At 61.7% G+C, this 18,732-nt stretch carries 18 protein-coding genes; 9 read left to right on the top strand and 9 right to left on the bottom strand.

Translation table 11 applies throughout. From position 1 onward, the window contains the following. Positions 1 to 57: 57 nt before the first annotated feature. Together M1D89_RS18285 and M1D89_RS18280 are read left to right on the top strand one after the other, a co-directional pair. Positions 58 to 1,374: a peptidoglycan bridge formation glycyltransferase FemA/FemB family protein gene (locus M1D89_RS18285; protein ID WP_498650993.1), complete on the top strand. Its 1,317-nt coding sequence runs from the start codon at positions 58 to 60 to the stop codon at positions 1,372 to 1,374. Positions 1,375 to 1,402: 28 nt separating this feature from the next. Further along, a complete protein-coding gene (locus M1D89_RS18280; protein ID WP_498645683.1) occupies positions 1,403 to 2,890 on the top strand; it encodes a threonine/serine exporter family protein in 1,488 nt (495 codons plus the stop codon). Between the two features lie 56 nt (positions 2,891 to 2,946). On the opposite strand, the gene M1D89_RS18275 is transcribed toward M1D89_RS18280, so the two are convergent. Together M1D89_RS18275 and M1D89_RS18270 are read right to left on the bottom strand one after the other, a co-directional pair. After that, positions 2,947 to 3,786, bottom strand: coding sequence for a siderophore-interacting protein (locus tag M1D89_RS18275; protein WP_498645681.1), 840 nt, complete (start codon positions 3,784 to 3,786; stop codon positions 2,947 to 2,949). A 74-nt stretch (positions 3,787 to 3,860) separates the two neighbouring features. Next, the gene (locus tag M1D89_RS18270) at positions 3,861 to 4,631 is read right to left on the bottom strand and encodes a uracil-DNA glycosylase (protein WP_498650992.1); all 771 of its coding nucleotides are present in this window, start codon (positions 4,629 to 4,631) and stop codon (positions 3,861 to 3,863) included. A gap of 106 nt (positions 4,632 to 4,737) precedes the next feature. On the opposite strand from M1D89_RS18270, the gene M1D89_RS18265 reads away from it, so the two are divergent. From M1D89_RS18265 to M1D89_RS18245, 5 genes are all read left to right on the top strand, one after another. Then, positions 4,738 to 5,073 carry a DUF3263 domain-containing protein gene (locus M1D89_RS18265; RefSeq protein WP_498645678.1) on the top strand — a complete coding sequence of 112 codons (336 nt, stop codon included), beginning with the start codon at positions 4,738 to 4,740 and terminating at the stop codon, positions 5,071 to 5,073. 49 nt (positions 5,074 to 5,122) lie between these two features. Then, on the top strand, positions 5,123 to 5,755 hold the full coding sequence (locus tag M1D89_RS18260; protein WP_498645676.1) for a LytR C-terminal domain-containing protein: 633 nt from the start codon (positions 5,123 to 5,125) through the stop codon (positions 5,753 to 5,755). A gap of 173 nt (positions 5,756 to 5,928) precedes the next feature. Next, positions 5,929 to 6,132, top strand: coding sequence for a cold-shock protein (locus tag M1D89_RS18255; RefSeq protein WP_011773737.1), 204 nt, complete (start codon positions 5,929 to 5,931; stop codon positions 6,130 to 6,132). Positions 6,133 to 6,456: 324 nt separating this feature from the next. Beyond that, a complete protein-coding gene (gene groL, locus M1D89_RS18250) occupies positions 6,457 to 8,082 on the top strand; it encodes a chaperonin GroEL (RefSeq protein WP_011773738.1) in 1,626 nt (541 codons plus the stop codon). 236 nt (positions 8,083 to 8,318) lie between these two features. Next, positions 8,319 to 9,365 carry an RNase H family protein gene (locus M1D89_RS18245; RefSeq protein WP_498645672.1) on the top strand — a complete coding sequence of 349 codons (1,047 nt, stop codon included), beginning with the start codon at positions 8,319 to 8,321 and terminating at the stop codon, positions 9,363 to 9,365. A 129-nt stretch (positions 9,366 to 9,494) separates the two neighbouring features. Here the strand turns inward: M1D89_RS18245 and M1D89_RS18240 are convergent, their stop codons facing one another. The 4 genes from M1D89_RS18240 to M1D89_RS18225 all read right to left on the bottom strand — a co-directional run bounded on the left by M1D89_RS18240 (position 9,495) and on the right by M1D89_RS18225 (position 12,841). Beyond that, positions 9,495 to 9,785 carry a WXG100 family type VII secretion target gene (locus tag M1D89_RS18240; RefSeq protein ID WP_498645670.1) on the bottom strand — a complete coding sequence of 97 codons (291 nt, stop codon included), beginning with the start codon at positions 9,783 to 9,785 and terminating at the stop codon, positions 9,495 to 9,497. Between the two features lie 156 nt (positions 9,786 to 9,941). After that, positions 9,942 to 11,405, bottom strand: a complete 1,464-nt coding sequence (locus tag M1D89_RS18235; protein ID WP_498645668.1) for a sensor histidine kinase — start codon at positions 11,403 to 11,405, stop codon at positions 9,942 to 9,944. A 3-nt stretch (positions 11,406 to 11,408) separates the two neighbouring features. Then, complete coding sequence (locus M1D89_RS18230) at positions 11,409 to 12,119, bottom strand: response regulator transcription factor (protein WP_024819794.1); 711 nt, start codon at positions 12,117 to 12,119, stop codon at positions 11,409 to 11,411. Positions 12,120 to 12,205: 86 nt separating this feature from the next. Beyond that, positions 12,206 to 12,841: a LysE/ArgO family amino acid transporter gene (locus M1D89_RS18225; RefSeq protein WP_498645667.1), complete on the bottom strand. Its 636-nt coding sequence runs from the start codon at positions 12,839 to 12,841 to the stop codon at positions 12,206 to 12,208. A gap of 68 nt (positions 12,842 to 12,909) precedes the next feature. Between M1D89_RS18225 and M1D89_RS18220 the strand changes: the two genes are divergently transcribed. Both M1D89_RS18220 and M1D89_RS18215 read left to right on the top strand, forming a co-directional pair. Continuing rightward, entirely contained in the window at positions 12,910 to 13,851 is a 942-nt protein-coding gene (locus M1D89_RS18220) for a LysR family transcriptional regulator ArgP (RefSeq protein ID WP_498645665.1), read from the top strand. Positions 13,852 to 13,953: 102 nt separating this feature from the next. After that, the gene (locus M1D89_RS18215) at positions 13,954 to 14,175 is read left to right on the top strand and encodes a hypothetical protein (protein WP_498645663.1); all 222 of its coding nucleotides are present in this window, start codon (positions 13,954 to 13,956) and stop codon (positions 14,173 to 14,175) included. Between the two features lie 40 nt (positions 14,176 to 14,215). Here the strand turns inward: M1D89_RS18215 and M1D89_RS18210 are convergent, their stop codons facing one another. From M1D89_RS18210 to M1D89_RS18200, 3 genes are all read right to left on the bottom strand, one after another. Further along, the gene (locus M1D89_RS18210) at positions 14,216 to 16,366 is read right to left on the bottom strand and encodes a multicopper oxidase family protein (protein WP_498645661.1); all 2,151 of its coding nucleotides are present in this window, start codon (positions 16,364 to 16,366) and stop codon (positions 14,216 to 14,218) included. 12 nt (positions 16,367 to 16,378) lie between these two features. Beyond that, a complete protein-coding gene (locus M1D89_RS18205) occupies positions 16,379 to 16,852 on the bottom strand; it encodes a hypothetical protein (RefSeq protein WP_178994263.1) in 474 nt (157 codons plus the stop codon). A 220-nt stretch (positions 16,853 to 17,072) separates the two neighbouring features. Beyond that, complete coding sequence (locus M1D89_RS18200) at positions 17,073 to 18,731, bottom strand: DNA repair helicase XPB (protein ID WP_017197630.1); 1,659 nt, start codon at positions 18,729 to 18,731, stop codon at positions 17,073 to 17,075. Position 18,732: the final 1 nt, after the last annotated feature.

The following is an 18,732-nucleotide window of genomic DNA, read 5'->3' as shown; positions in this document are numbered from 1 at the left end:
GCAATCTACTTTTTAGGTGAGGTAATTTCTTTGACTCCGATCGAGGCTGGAACCGACATGGAATTCGTGATTCTCAGTGACGCTGATTTCGAGACATTCGCCAAGGGACACCCTCAGGGCAGCTTCATCCAGTCCATGGACCTCACGCGCTTCCAGCGTGCCCGTGGCCAGGAAGTTGAGCTTTTTGGTGTGACGCGCGGCGACAGCCTCATTGCTGCGGGGAAGCTCGTCTACTCGTCCAACCGCCTGGGCTACAAAACCGCAGACTGCGCCAAGGGGCCCCTGATGGACTACAGCGACCCCACAGTGGTGCGCTTCGTCGTCGAGCAGTTGAAAAAGCATGCAGCCTCGAAGAAGGCTGCAGAGCTCAGTATCTCGCCCAACATCCGGTACATAGCGCGGGATGAAGAAGGTGCGGAACACCCCGAAGTTGAGGACAACCGTCCGCTGCTGAAGGAGTTCGAAGGCCTGGGCTTCAAGCACCAGGGCTTCGACATGAACTTCGCCAACATCAACTGGATGTTCATCAAGCAGCTGGACGGGATCGCTGATTCCGAAGAGCTCATTATGGGCATGAACTACCGCACCCGCAAGGCCATCCGTAAAGCCGAGAAGAACGGCGTCTACCTGGAGCAGGCCACGCTGGAAACGCTGGATGAGTTCTATAACGCCCTGAGCACGGCCGGCGATGAGAAGGGCTTCACGTACCGCGAACGCGAGTACTACGAGCAACTCCTCCGGAACACTTCGGATGAGTTCACCAAGCTCATGATGGCCAAGATCAATATCCCCGAATATCGAGCTTCCATCACGGAGCGCCTGGATGCTGAATCCAAGACCTTGGCAGACCTCAAGCGTGAGGTCGAGGAGACCGGGAGCAAGAAGAAGGCCAACCGTGTCAAAGTTGTCCAGGACCTCGTGGATAGCTACGAGCGCAGCCTCAAGGACATCGAACGTTTCCCCAATTCCGTCGGTGTCGCCACCGTGGCAGCCATCCACTTTGCCTGCTCCGGTGACGAGCTGGTGTGCGTCATTGGTGGCACTGTTCAGGACTACATCTACTTCAACGGTGCCACGTCGTTGTACTGGGGCATGATGCTGCACGCCCTGAACAACGGCTATTCGCGCTACAACTTCTACGGCACGTTCGGCATCCAAGGCCAGGATGAGACCGGGCACGGCGGGTACGAATTCAAGAAGGGCTTCGGTGGTGAGGTGGTCCAATTGGTGGGCGATTTCGTTGCACCGGTGAACCCCTTCGTCTTCCATGGCTACCGGGCGGTCAGGAAGCTTGCAGGGGTCGCCCAGACAGTACTGGGACGATTGCCACTTGAGAAATTGCCGGTAGTAGGAAAATTGCGCAGGAACCGCTAATCACAAAAAGCCAAGGGAGGATCACCGCGTGACTGAACGCCCCGACGGGTCCGCCGACAGGCCCCATACCGACGGTTTGCCCAAGACACAGCCGTTGCGGCCGTCCCAGGTCCGGCAGAATGTCAACGCCAAACGCATGCTGATGCGTTTGGTTCAAGGCGACAGCCCGCCAACAGCCCCCATGAACATCGTGGACCGGCTGGCCGGAAGTCCTTACGCCAACCCCACCATTCAAGTTGTGGGTGTAGACGCTTCCGCCCGCAAGACCATCGACTTCGCTCTTCACCTTGCTGAGGTCATGTTCCGTTACGGTGCAGGTGCCCTCGAGGTGGAGACCAGCATGATTGCGGTGACTGCCGCCCTTGGCTTGAAGAACGTTGAAGTGGACATCACCAACCAGTCGGTGGCCATCAACTACGCGCCCAAGGACCAGACGCCCATCACGCTGCTGCGTGTGGTGCGCTCGTGGACCAACAACTACGCCGGCCTTGCCCAGGTTCACCAGTTGGTCACGGACATCGTGGCCGGGGGAGTGGGCCGCGACGAAGCCGTGCGCAGGTTGAATGAAATCATCCGCAGTGCCAAACCCTTCCCACGGTGGATGGTCACCATAGCGTTCGGCATCTTCGCGGCAGTATTCGTGGGCGTCCTCGGCGGCGGCATCGGTGCATCCGCGGTGGCTTTTGGTTCCAACATCCTCATCAGCCTGCTCTCCAGGCAACTTGCCAGATGGCGGACGGCAGACTTCTTCAACACCATGGCATGCGCGTTCCTGGTCACCTTCATTGCGCTGATGCTGCGTTGGGCAGGTGTGGAAATTGCGCCATCCATTGTAGTGGCGGGCGGAATCCTCCTGCTGCTCCCCACGGGCCGTCTCGTTTCATCGGTACAAGACGCCATCAACGGCTTCCCGGTAACGGCCGCGGGCCGGTTCCTCTCCACGTTGCTCACCTTCGGTGCAATCGTTGCGGGAATTGGTGTCGCAGTGGTGGTGGGAACGCTGATGGGCAGCGCAGTCTTGGACGTCACCCAGACATTCCCCGACGCGTATCCCTTGTGGATTCAAGCAGTCCTTATTGCTATTGCGGTGGTCGCCATCGGCGTCACCGAGCAGACGCAGATGCGGTTGTTACTCCCGACGGCGGCAGTGGGCATAGTGGGCTTCTTCGTCTTGTGGGGTGTCGGCGAAGCCGGCCTCGGCGACCGTTTGTCGCCGGCCGTCGCTGCGGTGGTCATCGGCTTGCTGGGCCGCGTGGTGGCGCTCAAGCTGGGTGCTCCGCAACTCGTAGTGGCCGTCCCCGCCGCGTTGATCCTGCTGCCCGGTCTGACGATCTTCCGTTCCATGTACGCCCTGACCGTTGAAGGCGGCAACATCCTGCTCGGTGCGGGTGGCATGCTCAACGCCGGCGCCATTGTGCTGGGAGTGGCGGCCGGCATCGTGCTCGGTGACAACCTGGCCAGGCCCCTGACGAAGGGCCTGTCCAGCAACGAACGGCGCAGGGTACGCAGGCGCTGATGACAAAACGAACGGCGCCGCCAGGAGGCGGCGCCGTTCGGCTTTAAAAACTGAGGCTAGATCTGTCCCACTGGCAGCTTCTTCTCAGCTTGGAAAACTTCCTCTACGCGACCCTGGGCCCAATAGCCGGACAGTGAGACCTGCGAACGTTCCAAGCCGCGCTGCGCGAAGAAGATCTCGCGGAGTCCCTTCATGTAGCCCCGCTCGCCGTGGGCGAAGACATCCACGCGTCCGGGCAACCATTCGGTAGTGCGAAGGGCTTTAAGCAGCAGCTCGCTGGACCCCGCGTGAACTCCCTTGCGGAGGAGCCAGTGCAACTCCACTCCGGCAGGGGCGGAAATCGGAAGAATGTCGGCCTCGCTATCCACCTCAAGGAACACCGTTCCGCGGGCTTCAGGAGCAAGTGCCTCGACGCAGGCTGCGATGGCCGGTATCGCGGCGTCGTCGCCGGCGAACAAGTACCAATCGGCAGCGGGGGAGGGGTTGTACCCACCGCCCGGGCCCGTGAAGATCAGCGAATCGCCGGGCTTGGCAGCGGCAGCCCAAGGACCGGCCAGTCCTTCATCACCGTGCACCACAAAGTCGATAGCCAGTTCCTGTGCTTCAAGGTCCACCCAGCGGATGGTGTACGTGCGGGTGTGGGGCCATTGCTCACGGGGCATGGTGTCGCGGATGGCCCACAAGTCCAGCGGGAGTTCGTACTCGACGTCCGGCTGCGGAAACACGATCTTGATATAGCGGTCCACGTATTCGTTGTTCGCGTAGTCGCTGAAACCAGGCCCGCCCGCCACGATCCGCACCATATGCGGTGACAGGCGTTCATTTCGAAGGACGGTCAGGTTTACCTGTGGACGGGTTTTGCGTGAGGCGGACGAAGTGACGGGGAGAGCAGTCATGAAGGTAAGCCTAAGCTAATTTCCTGCGCATCGGCTGGGTATGAGTCGAAGGTTACGGACCTGGCGGAATAGCGTTACAGAACAGGTAATTCCCAATTGATGGGTTCAGCCCCCAAGCCAATCAGCAGTTCATTGGTCCGGCTGAAGGGCTTGGAGCCGAAGAATCCCCGTGATGCAGAGAGGGGACTCGGATGGACCGAGACGATGGAAGGCGCCCCGCCCAGCAGGGGCATCACGCCCTGGGCATCTTTGCCCCACAGGATCGCCACCAGCGGACTTTGCCGCCCTGCGCCGTCAGTGCGGTTGGCAACGGCGGTGACCGCCGCCGTCGTGATGGCCTCCCACCCTTTGCCGCGGTGAGAGCCGGCGTTTCCCGCTTCGACACTGAGGACGCGGTTCAGGAGCAGGACGCCTTGATCCGTCCAAGCGCTGAGGTCGCCGTGGACGCGGGGCGGGAGTCCGAGGTCGTCGTGGAGTTCGCGGTAGATGTTGGCGAGGCTTCGAGGGATGGGCCGAGTAGGGCGGGCGACGGCGAAGGACAGCCCGACGGCGTGTCCCGGGGTGGGGTAGGGGTCTTGGCCGAGAATCAAGACTTTGACGTCGGCCAGCGGCTGTTTGAAGGCGCGCAAGAGGTTCCTTGCAGCAGGCAGAACTTGGGCGCCGTTGGCCGATTGGCCCGCGACATAGTCCAGTGCCTCACGGAGTTGAGCTTCAACAGGGCGCAATGCATCGGCCCAATCGGGAGCCATCAGCTCCTCCAGCGGCTGTTTGAGCAGGGCGGCGAAGTCCTGGTCAGCAGCATCGGCAGGTTCGAGATCAAAGAGTGCATCCACGCCAGTCACCACGCCATTGTCTCCCGCGCGGCGCGCGCCTGCGAATGACACCGTTGTTATTCACCCGTAACATAGGGGGTAGGACATTTTCCCCCAACAAGCGTCGAAGGAGTGTGCCGTGGCAGAACCAGCACCGGAACCGATGGCGTCGCAGGCAACAGGCTTTGCCCTTGAGGACCTCGCGGCCGAGACCCGCAGTGACTCTCCGTTGAGTGAGCGGGACCAGCAGATGCTGGCGCTGGAGCGGCAATGGTGGAAGTACGCCGGAGCCAAGGAGCAAGCTATTCGCGAGCTGTTCGATCTCTCCGCCACACACTATTACCAGATCCTGAACGCGCTCATAGATACCGAGGGCGCGTTGGCCCACGATCCCATGCTCGTCAAGAGACTGCGTAGACTACGTACGTCCCGCCAGCGTGCGAGGACTGCACGTCGCTTGGGGTCCGACGCGTAAATCGCCAGGCTGATCTGTCAGCAGCAACCAGCAAGGACACCGCTTCACCATGACCAAATATGCCAAGGACGAATTCGACCAGGTTCCGCAGAACACGTCCCGCCAAGGCGTTCACCGCGACGCCCAAGAGACTGCACGCCCCACTCTGTGGCCTGTTCTGACCGTTGGGGCAGTGGCCCTGGTGCTCGGGCTGGTGGCCTTCCTGATCCTCCCCAACCTTGGACTGGTAGCACCCAGCGCTTCGTCCAACACCACGACGTCGGCACCCCTGCAGACGTCTGCGGCACCGTCCGCTGCCCCCACTGAATCCAGCAGCGCGCCCCCCGCTTCCAGTGAACCCAGCACCGAGCCCAGCACCGAACCGACGCCGTCGGAAACTCCTTCTGCCACTCCGACATCGGCTCCCGTGGATAAGGCCACTCCTGTGGCTGTCTACAACGGCGCCGGGACGGCAGGATTGGCCGGGCGGGTGGCTGGCCTCGTCCAGGGCGACGGTTGGGCGCTCAGCACCGTAGGAAACTGGGGCGGACTGCCGCAGCAGACATCCGTGATCTTCTACAACGCTCCGGAGCAGAAGGCCAACGCGGAGGCGCTGGGTACCCTGCTGGGCATCCAGACCATCGTTGAAACGCCTGAGGTTCAACAGCCACTTGTGGTTGTGGCCGGGCCCGGATACCAGTAGGCATCGGGCCCCGTTCCCGAGCCGAAAAGCCCCAACTCGGTTAAGCCTCAATAACAAAAGTGGTGCCCTGCCCCTCCACGGCAGCGCGGCGCTAGTGACAGTGGTTACAGTGGATTAATTCCGGTACGGAGATCCCGGCTACCGGTCTTGGCTACTGCGAAAGTGTGGGCATCATGGCTCTGGGAACCGTCAAATGGTTCAATGCCGAAAAAGGTTACGGCTTCATCACTGTGGATGAATCCGGCGACGACGTCTTTGTGCACTGGTCCGCCATCCAGATGGATGGCTTCCGCGCCCTCGAAGAAGGACAGCGGGTTGAGTTTGAACTAGGGGAGGGCCAGAAGGGTCCGCAAGCCGAAGGCGTCCGCGTCGCGTAGTTCGTTCGCGGCGTCTGCGCCAATTTCCGTCAGCCTACGGCTGAAAGCCCTTCGTTTATAGAGCAAAGTGGCATCTCTGCTTGCACTCTCCCCGGTCGAGTGCTAATTATTGATTTAGCACTCCTATGGTTCGACTGCTAAGTCCGGCCCGGTTGATCCCGGCGGCGGACAGGCATCGGACCGGCGGAGGATCAAGAAACACCTTGGTGGGGTGAGGTCCGGAGCGCGGGGCATACAGAGGCCGCAAGCGAAAGACCGTCCGTCGCGGGCACCCCATCTGACAGGTACCTTCTTAACGACTGTCCCGAAAGGACTACCGCCGTTATGGCCAAGATCATTGCATTTGATGAAGAGGCACGCCGCGGCCTCGAGCGGGGCCTGAACATCCTCGCAGACGCCGTCAAGGTCACCCTCGGCCCGCGTGGACGCAACGTCGTCCTCGAAAAGAAGTGGGGCGCCCCCACGATCACCAACGATGGTGTTTCCATCGCCAAGGAGATCGAGCTGGACGATCCTTACGAGAAGATCGGTGCAGAACTGGTCAAGGAAGTTGCCAAGAAGACGGATGACGTCGCTGGCGACGGTACCACCACTGCAACCGTTCTCGCCCAGGCACTGGTGAAGGAAGGGCTGCGCAACGTTGCCGCCGGCGCCGACCCGCTGTCCCTCAAGCGCGGTATCGAGAAGGCTGTTGAGGCAGTCATCAGCGAACTGCTCGCCTCCGCCAAGGAAATCGAAACCAAGGAAGAGATCGCAGCTACGGCTTCCATCTCCGCCGGTGACCCGGAAATCGGCAGCCTCATCGCCGAAGCCCTGGACAAGGTGGGCAAGGAAGGCGTCATCACGGTCGAGGAATCCAACACCTTCGGCCTGGAGCTCGAACTCACCGAAGGTATGCGCTTCGACAAGGGTTACATCTCCGCTTACTTCGTTACTGACGCAGAGCGCCAGGAAACGGTCCTCGAAGACCCGTACATCCTGATCGTCAACTCCAAGATCTCCAACGTGAAGGAACTCGTCACGGTTCTGGAGAAGGTCATGCAGTCCAACAAGCCGCTGCTGATCATCGCCGAAGACATCGAGGGCGAGGCCCTGGCCACCCTGATCGTCAACAAGATCCGTGGCACCTTCAAGTCCGTTGCCGTCAAGGCTCCGGGCTTCGGTGACCGTCGCAAGGCTCAGCTGGCCGACATCGCCATCCTCACCGGTGGCCAGGTCATCTCCGAAGAAGTTGGCCTCAAGCTCGAAAACGCTGGCCTGGAACTCCTCGGCACCGCCCGCAAGGTTGTTGTCACCAAGGACGAGACCACCATCGTTGAAGGTGCCGGCGACGCCGAGCAGATCGCAGGCCGTGTGGCCCAGATCCGCGCCGAAATCGAGAACTCCGACTCCGATTACGACCGCGAGAAGCTGCAGGAACGCCTGGCCAAGCTGGCCGGCGGCGTTGCAGTCATCAAGGCCGGTGCCGCAACCGAAGTTGAGCTCAAGGAACGCAAGCACCGCATTGAGGACGCAGTCCGCAACGCAAAGGCTGCTGTTGAAGAAGGCATCGTTGCCGGTGGTGGCGTTGCCCTCATCCAGGCCGGCGCCAAGGCATTTGCCAACCTCACCCTGCAGGGTGACGAGGCAACCGGTGCCAACATCGTCAAGGTTGCCATCGACGCACCGCTGAAGCAGATCGCCTTCAACGCCGGCCTCGAGCCGGGCGTTGTGGTGGACAAGGTTCGCGGCCTGCCTTCCGGCCACGGCCTGAACGCTGCCACGGGTGTCTACGAAGACCTTCTGGCTGCCGGCGTCAACGACCCCGTAAAGGTCACCCGCTCGGCTCTCCAGAACGCTGCTTCCATCGCTGGTCTCTTCCTGACCACCGAGGCTGTAGTTGCCGACAAGCCCGAGAAGAACGCTCCGGCTCCTGGCGGCGACGACATGGGTGGCATGGGCGGCTTCTAAGCCAACCTGCTGTAGCGATACAGCGCCCAGCATCACACTGAACAGCATCACGACGGCGGTCCTCACCTTTGGAGGGGGCCGCCGTTTTGTTGCCTCGTCAAAGCTGGAAGGACAGGGCCGCGTACCCAAGTAGGTAGCAGATCAGGCCCTTTTGAGCGCTCATAACGACGTGTACTGCGACCTACTTGGGTGATACCACGGTTTCAGTGTCGGTGGGGTCTGGCAGGATTAACGTTATGACGATTATTGCTGCCGCCGATGGCTCCGCCCTCGGTAATCCTGGGCCGGCCGGTTGGGCCTGGTATGTTGACGACTCCTGTTGGCGAGCAGGAGGTTGGCCGCACGGTACCAACAACCAGGGCGAATTGATGGCCGTCCTCGACCTGTTCCGGTCCACTGCCCACGTGCCACAAGAAGAATTGCTGATCCTTTGCGACAGTCAGTACGTCATCAACTGCATCACCAAATGGATGCCGGGATGGAAGCGGAAGGGCTGGCGGAAAGCTGATGGAAAGCCCGTGCTGAACGTGGACCTTCTCAAGGACATCGACCAAGCAATCGTTGGCCGCAAATATACCTTCGAATGGGTTAAGGGCCATGCCGGCCACGACCTCAACGAAGCCGCTGATGAGCGAGCACGCGCCGTTGCTACGGCGTACCAGCAGGGCGTAGCGCACCGGGCGGGCCCCGGCTTCCCTGGTGCGCACGAGCAGAACGATTCTCAGCCGCAGGTGGAAGCACGGGCAGCACAAACCCGTTCTTCAGAGCCGGTCCCTGCAAGCGCTGCTGCCGGGGTCTCCTCCGCAAGCGTTGGTTCTGCGTCCGCAAAGCCTGATCGCACTCCGCGGCCGCACTTTGAGCCCACGCTCTTTGGCGAGTCCGGCATCTTTGGCCAAGCCGATCTCTTCAGCGAACTTGAAGATGACGCTTCGGCGCAGCAACTGTCAGCTGAGGACACAGTCCTGGCGTTGGAACGGGAACTGCTCAGGCCCGACGTGAGGGCTGACATTGGCAGGATCGGTGTGCTTCTCCACCCTGACTTCGCGGAGATCGGCAGCTCGGGCAGGTTTTGGACACGGGACGCCATGATGATGGCGCTGGAAGAGGACCCCGGTGAACCGACTGAACTTGAACTACTTAGCGCAGACAGGCTCAGTGACAACACCATCCTGCTGAATTACCGGAGCTTCGCGCACACAGGCTCGGCGCTCCGGAGTTCCGTCTGGATGCTCGACCGCGGTCAATGGCGTCTGCGGTTCCACCAAGGGACTGTCGAGAACTAACGCTGGAGCACTGAACCGGTAGAACCGAGCCCGGAGACAATTCCTCATGACCTGCGAGGCTGCTGCACAGGGGGAAGACAGTCAGCCCCGCAGGAGTTCATGGGTGAGGGAGGACCGGGTACAGGGCAGTTAGTACGTGAAGCGCTGGGTGTTTCCCTGCTCCACTTCCAAATAGCTCGTGGCTGCTGAGGACAGGGCAATGTTGATGGAAGCCAAGGAGGCCTCAACCTTGCTCTGAGTCAGTGCCCACTCCATGACGAGCGCCTGAAAATTTGTGGCAGCTGTTCCCCGCCAAGTCGCCTCAAGTTCCTCCAGGCCGCGCCGCATGGTCTGCACGTCGGAGCTGATGCGATCAACAGTTCCTTTGACGTTGGCCGATTTTAGCTGGAGCAATTCGGTATCGACGGAGATGACGCTCATGGGTGGTGCCTTTCGACGAGGATGTTCCGCGGATTGCGGCAGGATGCTTGGCTACAACATCGAGCCTAGGCAGACTCCCGCAACCGCAGAACAGGTGTTCGTCGCTATGTGGACAAAGGCGTTATGTGGAAAATGGCGATATGTGGATAAGGGGCGTCAGGTGGACAGGAGCTCGGCCGATTCCTCGTGGAACGGAAGGCTGACCACCAAAGTGGCACCGCCGCCGTCGGTCTCTGCCACTTGGACCGTACCGCCATGGGAACCGACGATCGCGGCAACAATCGCGAGACCGAGGCCGCTGCCGCCCGTCTCGCGGGTCCGCGAGGTGTCCGAACGGTAGAAGCGCTCGAAAATCTTGTTGGTTTCAGACTCCGGAATGCCCTGCCCATGATCGCGGATTTCGATGACGGAAACTGAACCGCTGGGGGAGTTTCGAACACCGACGGCCAGTTCTATGGGGCTTCCCTCGGGCGTGTACCGCAGCGCATTTCCCACGAGGTTCCCGATGACCTGCCGAAGTTTGGCCTCGTCACCTTGGACCGGCGCGGCAGTGGGGGCGGCGTCGTCGAGTCCGGTGAGCGTGATACTCCGGTCTCCGGATGAGGCCCTGGTATCAACCACTGCATCGTGTGCAAGGAGCTGCAGGTCCACAGGCTTGAGCTGAAGTGGGCGCTGTTCATCAAGGCGGGCCAGCATCAACAGGTCTTCCACCATGGAGCCCATGCGCTTGGCTTCGCTTTCGATCCGGCCCATCGCCATCGCCACATCCTCTTTGGTGCCCAAGGCGCCGTGACGGTATAGCTCAGAGAAGCCACGGATGGTTACCAAGGGGGTACGCAGCTCATGGGAGGCGTCGGCTGCGAAGCGGCGCATGCGCCCCTCAGAAGCGGCGCGGGCAGCAAAGGAAGCCTCAATATGGGCAAGCATGGCGTTCAGGGAACCGCCCAGCCGGCCAACCTCGGTGTGGGGATTGTCCACTTCCACACGGCGGGACAGATCACCGGCCGCGATGGCCGCAGCAGTCTTTTCCACCTTGGCGAGGGGACGGAAGGAGCGTGCAACAGTCCAGGTGGCGATGAAGAACGCCAAGACGAGCGTTAACAGGCCAACGCCGACAACCACCAGGACAGCATGCTCCATCACTTTGTCTACGGGCGTGAGAGGCAGCCCGATGATGACTACGCCGTTTTGGCCATTTGCAGTGACGCCGATGGCCACCACGCGCCAGTTGGTACCGGCAGTGCCCTTGACCTGGAAGGGGGAGTTGCCACGGAGTTTAGCTTCAGCTGCGGTGATGTTGGCGATCGCGGGACGATCACTCTGGCTGCCGCCGAAGGGGTACGGTTCGAGGCCCGGTACATACAGCGTCAGCGAGTAGTCCGTGGGCACGGCGGAGTCGGTGGGAGTCGCAGGGTTGGGTTGAGCCAGCCTGTCAAAGGATTGCTGATCCTGTGCCAAAGCAACCGCGGCCTTGAGCTTGTCATCCACCTGACCCTGCAGGTAACTCTTGACGAGCGTTAGCGTTCCCGCGCCCGTAGCCGCCAGGGCAAGCAGGAGCAGGCCCATGATGATGGCGACGAGCTGCGACCTCAGGGAGGCCGATTTCCAGCGAAGCAGCAAGGGTCAGCGCTTCTCTGCCGTTCGCAGCACGTAGCCCACGCCGCGCTTGGTCTGAATGAGGGCAGCGGCATCGGGATCGATGTCCACCTTGCGTCGCAGATAGGAGATGTAGGACTCCACGATCGAGGCGTCGCCGTTGAAGTCGTACTCCCAGACGTGATCCAGGATCTGGGCCTTGGACAGTACACGGTTGGGATTCAGCATGAGGTAGCGCAGGAGCTTGAACTCCGTGGGGGACAGCTCGATCACGGTGCCACCCCGGCGGACCTCATGGGCGTCGTCGTCGAGTTCAAGATCGTCGACGCGGATCACGGCGTCGTCGTCCTCAAGCGGCTGCGTGCGGCGAAGGACGGCACGAATGCGGGCCACCACTTCGTCCAAGCTGAAGGGCTTGGTGACATAGTCGTCGCCGCCCACAGTGAGGCCCGTGACTTTGTCCTCGGTATCGTCTTTCGCCGTGAGGAAGAGGACGGGGAAGTGCTTGCCGGCAGCGCGGAGGCGCCGGGTCACCGTGAAGCCATCCATGTCCGGCAGCATGACGTCCAGGACGGCCAGATCCGGGGAATGCAGATCGGCCGCGGCAAGTGCTTCGCGACCGTTGGCGGCCGCGACGACCTCGAAGCCTGCAAAACGCAGCGACGTGGAAAGCAGCTCGCGGATGTTGGGCTCGTCGTCGACAACGAGAAGCTTGGCTTCGGGACCGTTCTTTTTCATGACATCCATGATGCTCCCAGAAACTGGGAGTTCACTGGATGCTGCATGTGAGCGGACTGCGTGGCTGCGGCCCGTTGGGCCTACGTTCAGGCCCCCAACACCAACCCTGTTCCCAGCGCAACCATGGTCACAGCTATCCCCCCATCCAAGAATCGCCAAGCCAGTGGCCGGGCGAAGAAACCGCGGAGGAAACGCGCGCCGAATCCCAACGACGAGAACCATATGATGCTGCCCAGCATGGCGCCGGCACCGAACCACCATTGCAGTTGAGCGCCTTGAGCGCTGGCAATCGAGCCAAGGAGGGCTATGTCCAAGTAGACATGCGGGTTCAGCCACGTCAATGCCAGGACTGTGGTGACGGCGGCAGGGAGACTGCGCTTCGCGCCGCCGTCGTTGACTGGTCCTTTACTTGTTGTCAGCGATTGCGGACGCAACGCCCGGCGGGCGGCCATGATGCCATAAGTCACCAGGAAGGCAGCCCCCACGTAGCGAAGAACGACGACGGCGGTCGGAGCTGCCGTAATAAGGGCACCGGTGCCAAGGACTCCGGCAGCGATAAGGACGGCGTCGCTCAACGCGCACACCACCACGACAGGGACGACGTGCTCGCCCCGGATTCCCTGGCGGAGTACGACAGCATTCTGGGCTCCGATGGCGACAATAAGGGCGAGTCCGGTGGCCATGCCCAAGCCTGCGGAGTGGAAGAAATCAGTATGGTTCACCCTTCGAAACTATGGTGATCACCACATTTAGACCAGCTAAAGATTCTCACGCAACATAAGATCTTCTTATGCCTTACTTTCCGTCCGAGCAGCTGTTGACCTTCGCGACCGTCCTCTCCGAGGGCACGCTGGACGCTGCTGCGCGCCTGCTTCACATCACTCCGTCGGCCGTCTCCCAGCGGCTAAAGGCGCTCGAACAGTCCGCTGGCAGCGTGCTGTTGCAACGCAGCAACCCTGCCAGAGCCACTGAAGCAGGCGAGGTTGTGCTGCGTCTTGCCCGGCAGGTGGCGCAACTGGAAGCTGATGCCGGGCGGGAACTGGGCTTGGGCGCCGACGGGGCGCAGTTGGCTGTGCCGATCGTGGTCAACGCGGATTCGCTGGCGGTGTGGTTCCTCGCAGCGTTGGCCAAAGTTCCCGCAGACCTTAACGTCACGTTCGACCTTCACCGGGACGACGAACAACACTCCACTTCATTGCTGCGCTCCGGCACGGTCATGGCTGCCGTCACCGCCACACCAGAGCCTGTGCAGGGCTGCCGCGTGGAGAGCCTCGGCGTCATGCGGTACCGCGCGGTTGCGGCAAAGCATTTTGTGGACCGTTGGTTCCCGGAATTGTGGAAGGGCCTGGACTCGGGAAGGGGCTTGACCGGGGCCGCGCTCAATGCCGCGACCACCGTGGACTTCGACCGCAAGGACACGTACCAGTGGGCCTTTGTGAAGTCGGCATTCAAAGCTGAGGGCGAGGCGCTTCCGGAACGGAAAGGACCGCGCCATTACGTCCCTGCGTCCCAGGACTTCGGTGACGCGATCCGTTTGGGGCTCGGCTGGGGGCTCATTCCGGAAGTTCAATGCGGACCGGAAATCGCCGACGGCAGGCTGATCGAGCTCGCCCCCGGCCATCCCATCGATGTGCCGCTCTACTGGCAACGCTGGCGGACCGCCTCCCGTGTGCTTGATGTGCTCAGCGAAACCGTCCGCGACGTTTCAGCGCTGTATCTGCGGAAACCCTGAGGCGGCGAAAGTACTGCATGGTCGAACGTGCCGCATCCCCGAAATCCGAACACGCCCACGGATGCTTCTAAAAATGTCAGTGCCCCCCTCCACACTTAAAACATGGCAAACACAGCAGCTCCTGCAAGCATCCACCAGCACCGTGACAGTGACGTCGAGTTCCACGTGACGTACCTGGATACCGATTCCGGCCGCATCCGGCGGGAAGATTTTGAGAACCTGGCCGCAGCCGAACGGTTCGCCAGTGCCCAACTGCGCGATGAAGACGGCTGGGCAGTGGTAGACCACGTCAAGATCGAGGTCACCAGCCGGATGGTCGCCTGAAGCGCAAGCCTCCCTACCAGCTCACTCCGGCCCGACCAGCTCACTCGGGCCGGTTGTTGGAGTGTCCGCCGTGCACGAACGGCGACGACACACCCTGGTACTTCAGCAGCATCATCATTCCCTCGGCTGCGTGGTCCAGGTTGTGGCAGTGGTCCATCCAGATGCCCGGGTTATCGGCATGAAGCAGCAGTTCCCACACTTCGCCGGGTAACACATCCACGGTGTCCAGGACGAGCGGTGACCCGCTTGGAGCTACGCCATTCCTGCTCAGTACTTGCACGTGATGCCCGTGGGGATGCATGGGATGCGGCTCGGAGGTGCGGTTCACTACGGTCACCTTGATGGTGTCGCCCTCGGCAACCTCAATGGACGGAACCAGCGGATATGCTGCCCCGTTCACGGTGAATGCGTACCGGGGTATGCCGTCAACAAAACGGAACTGCCGGTCGAGCACCATCACCTCTTCGCGGGCGATAGGACGTACGGGCTCTGCCGCCTTGCCGGCATCTTCCAGTTCCCCGGCACCATCCACTCCCTCGGCCAGGGGTTTGCCATACTCCAAAAGGTCGAGCACGGGCATGGTGGCGAAAACGCCTGCTGGCGCCTTTTCGGGAACCATCTCCTCAGGTTTGGTGGCTTGATCTGCGGCAGCCGAGCCAGCCGAGCCAGCCGAGCCAGCGGATCCACCCGGAGCGATGACGACGACGGCGTTGGCCGCAGCATCGGAACGTACGGTGACTGGTGAGTCAGGCATGGTGAAGGCGATGTCCATGCGGCCGCCGGCGCCAAGCCGGACCAGTTTGTCGTGCACTTCCTGCGGCTGGTTCACTTCAGTTCCGTCAACCGCAACGGCTTTGAAGGCCGTGCCCTGGATCAGGTATCGCTGCTGCACGGAATCGGTGTTGATGAGCCGGACCCGCACGCTTGAGCCAGGGGTAGCAGTATGCCCGGTGGCACGGTCTGAGGAGCCCAGCAACCCCAGACCGCTGAGGTCGTGCCCGGCCACCACAATGTCCGTGTCAGCACGGGGCGAAGTCGGGTGGTGCACGACGAACGTGCCGTAGAGGCCCCTGCGGACCCCCTCGGCTGAATCTTGATGCGTGTGGTACCAATAGGTGCCGGTTTGGGCCGCCAGGAAACGATAGGTCATGGATTCCCCGGGCATGATGGCGTCCTGTGTCGCCCCGGCTACACCATCCATGGCGTTGGGGACGTCGTAACCGTGCCAATGAAGGGTCACGCCAGCAGTCACGTCGCGGTTGGTCAGCACCACTTCCATTACTTCGCCCAGTTGGGCCTCCAAGGCTGGACCGGGAAGGCTGCCGTAGGTCCAGGCCTCCGTGGTTTGCCCGGATGACAGCACCACCTGTTCCACTCGGGCAGTCAGTTCGTAGTGCCGGACCATAGCGTTGGTGGGGGTTTCGCCTACCAAGCTGTTGACCGACGTCGGATCCGTCACCACGACGTCAGCACCACCGTGATGCGCGACGGCGGCAGCGATGGTTGCGCCGTCGGCGGACCGGCTCCCAAGCCACGCAAAGACTCCAGAGCCCAAAGCGGTACAGATCATGAGCCCGGCAACGGCGGTAGCCGCCGTCGGACGCCTGCCGGCGGGTGAAGCGCCGCCACTGCGTCCCGCCCGAACGGCAGCGCTTAACTGCGTACCGCGTCGCAACGAAGGCCGCGGCGAAAACAGTGCGAGCTTGGCGATCAGCACGGACGCGGCCACCATAAACAGCAGCACCACACGGCTCCAAGGAGCCGGGAACGGCCCGAGAAGCAATGTCAGGGCAAGTGATGCCACGGCAGAGGCGGCAGCTGCAATCACAGCCAGCACCGCCCACTCACGGTACGGTCGCGGATCTTCAGTAACTGATTGGGGGCCGGCGTTCCGCCTCCTCAGCAAGAACGGAACACCGGCCGCCGCGGCCCAAGCCGCGGGGATGGCGGTCAGGAGCACGTTGATGGTTATGCGTTCGCTGGCAAACCACCAACTGCCCGCCACCAAAGCAGGAAGCAATGCATACCGCCCCACTGTCACCGCGACGGCTATACCCACTAACAGCAATGCCAGATCAGTCCGGCGGGACTTGTCCCTCAAGGACGCGGTCATCCAAGCAGCGGCAATCCACGCGCCGGCCGCAAACACGGACAGCAGCAGGTCCACCGCCAGCAGCTGCGAGGTGTTCACAGCTGCAAGTGCTCACGCTGTGCTGGACGACGTGGAAGCATCCGAGGAGGCAGCCTTGGGAGGCAGCGGTTGAGGGTTGAGGGCTGCCGCGCGGGCACGCTTGAACAACCAATAGGACATGAAGATCATCAGCACTCCAACAATCGGGTGGATGGAGACTACCCACGAGCCTGCCGGAGTGATGAATTCCGGTGAGGAACCGGTCAACATGCCGCCGATGATGAAGATGAACAGTTGAAGCCAGGTCAGCAGGAAGATGCCCGCGGCCAACCAGATGGTGCGGGATCCAACCTTGGCAATGGCAGCTACGATCGCGGCCAGCAATGCCGAGTATCGCAGCACATATTGGCCGTTGACGGCATGGTAGACGCCAGCTTCACGCTGGGCTTCGATGGTGTTTTGGAAGTGGAAGTATCCGGCGAAAAACAGCTGTGCGAGTGCTGACAGCAGGACGATCGCGGAGAGGACCAGGAGGGCTTTGCGCATGGGGAATCCTCTGGTAATCAATTCACAGATTCTTCAAGGCCTTCAAACCGTCGGCTCCCTGGCTGCGGGCTTCCCCCACTGCCGACGGCTGGCCGCCAGGTTGCCTGGACCAGGGGCAACCAATAAGGGCGGAGAGCTTCACTTGGAATCGTAAAGTTGCTGGAGATGAATAGCAAGAGGCCTGAGGATTATTATTCCGGCCGAAATCAGCAGGGGCTGCTTACTGCTCCTGTCCAACGTCCTTGCCAACATCCTTGGCATCCATGATCCTGTACGCGTAGCCCTGCTCGGCGAGGAACCTTTGGCGCTTCGCCGCGAAATCCTGATCCAGGGTGTCCCGCGCTACCAACGAGTAAAACCTGGCCGCACGGCCGTCCTGCTTGGGCCGAAGGAGGCGCCCCAGCCGCTGGGCCTCTTCCTGCCGCGAGCCAAAGGAACCTGAAACCTGTATGGCGACCGATGCTTCAGGGAGGTCAATGGAGAAGTTGGCCACCTTGGACACCACCAAGGTGTGGATCTCACCCTTGCGGAACGCGTCGAAGAGCTTCTGCCGTGCCTTGACGCTGGTTTCGCCCTTGATCAGGGGAGCGTCCAGCCGTTCAGCGATCTCATCGAGTTGGTCGATGTACTGGCCGATCACCAGCAACTGCTCACCCTTGTGGACTGCCACGAGGTCTTCCACCAGTTTTGTCTTGGTCTCCGACGTAGCGCAGAGCCGGTATTTATCGGCGTCATCTGCCATTGCGTAGGCCACCCGTTCGTCACGGGGGAGGTCGACGCGGACTTCAACACAGTCGGCCGGCGCGATGTAACCCTGCGCCTCGATGTCCTTCCAGGGTGCGTCGTAGCGCTTGGGACCAATGAGGCTGAACACCTCACCTTCCCGGCCGTCTTCCCGAACCAACGTTGCCGTGAGGCCGAGCCGACGCCGGGCCTGGAGGTCCGCGGTCATCCGGAAGATCGGGGCGGGCAGCAGGTGCACCTCGTCATAGATGATGAGGCCCCAGTCATGCCCATCAACGAGTTCCAGGTGCGGGTAGAGCCCACCGCGCTTCGTGGTGAGGACCTGATAGGTGGCTATGGTGACGGGCCGGACCTCTTTGACGGCACCGGAGTATTCGCCGATCTCGTCTTCGGTCAACGATGTCCGCTTGAGCAGTTCATCCTTCCACTGCCGGGCAGAGACCGTGTTGGTGACCAGGATCAGCGTTGTGGTGGAGGACGTGGCCATCGCTGCCGCACCCACCAGTGTTTTTCCCGCACCACAGGGAAGTACGACGACGCCGCTGCCGCCAGCCCAGAAGTTTTCCGTGGCCAGCTTTTGGTACGGACGCAACTGCCATCCGCTCTCGTCCAGCATGATGAGGTGCGGTTGCCCATCCACGTAGCCGGCAAGGTCCTCTGCGGGCCAGCCCAGCTTGAGGAGCAGCTGCTTCAACTGTCCACGCTGGGACGAATGCACCACCACGGTTTCGCCGTCGATCCGCGGCCCCAGCAGGGGAGCGATCTTTTTAGCGCGGATGACTTCCTCCAACACGGGGTAATCGTCCGTCCGCATCACCAGTCCGTGCTGGGCATCCTTCTCAAGCCTGAGCCGGCCGTAGCGTGACATGGTCTCTTCGATATCGATCAGCAGCGCATGCGGCACGGGAAAACGGGAATACTTCAGCAGCGTGTCCAGCACCTGCTCCGCATCCAGACCTGCCGCCCGGGCGTTCCAGAGACCCAGCGGCGTCAGCCTGTAGCTGTGCATATGTTCCGGGGCGCGCTCCAACTCGGCGAAGGCGGCGATTGCGTGCCGGGCCTCCGTAGCCAGCTCATGGTCGACCTCCAGCAGGATGGTCTTGTCACTTTGTACGATCAGCGGACCGTCGGTCACT

Source organism: Arthrobacter sp. D3-18, from assembly GCF_054408525.1.
Note: the sequence above shows the minus strand (reverse complement) of the source record. Positions and strands in the feature narration are given on the sequence as shown.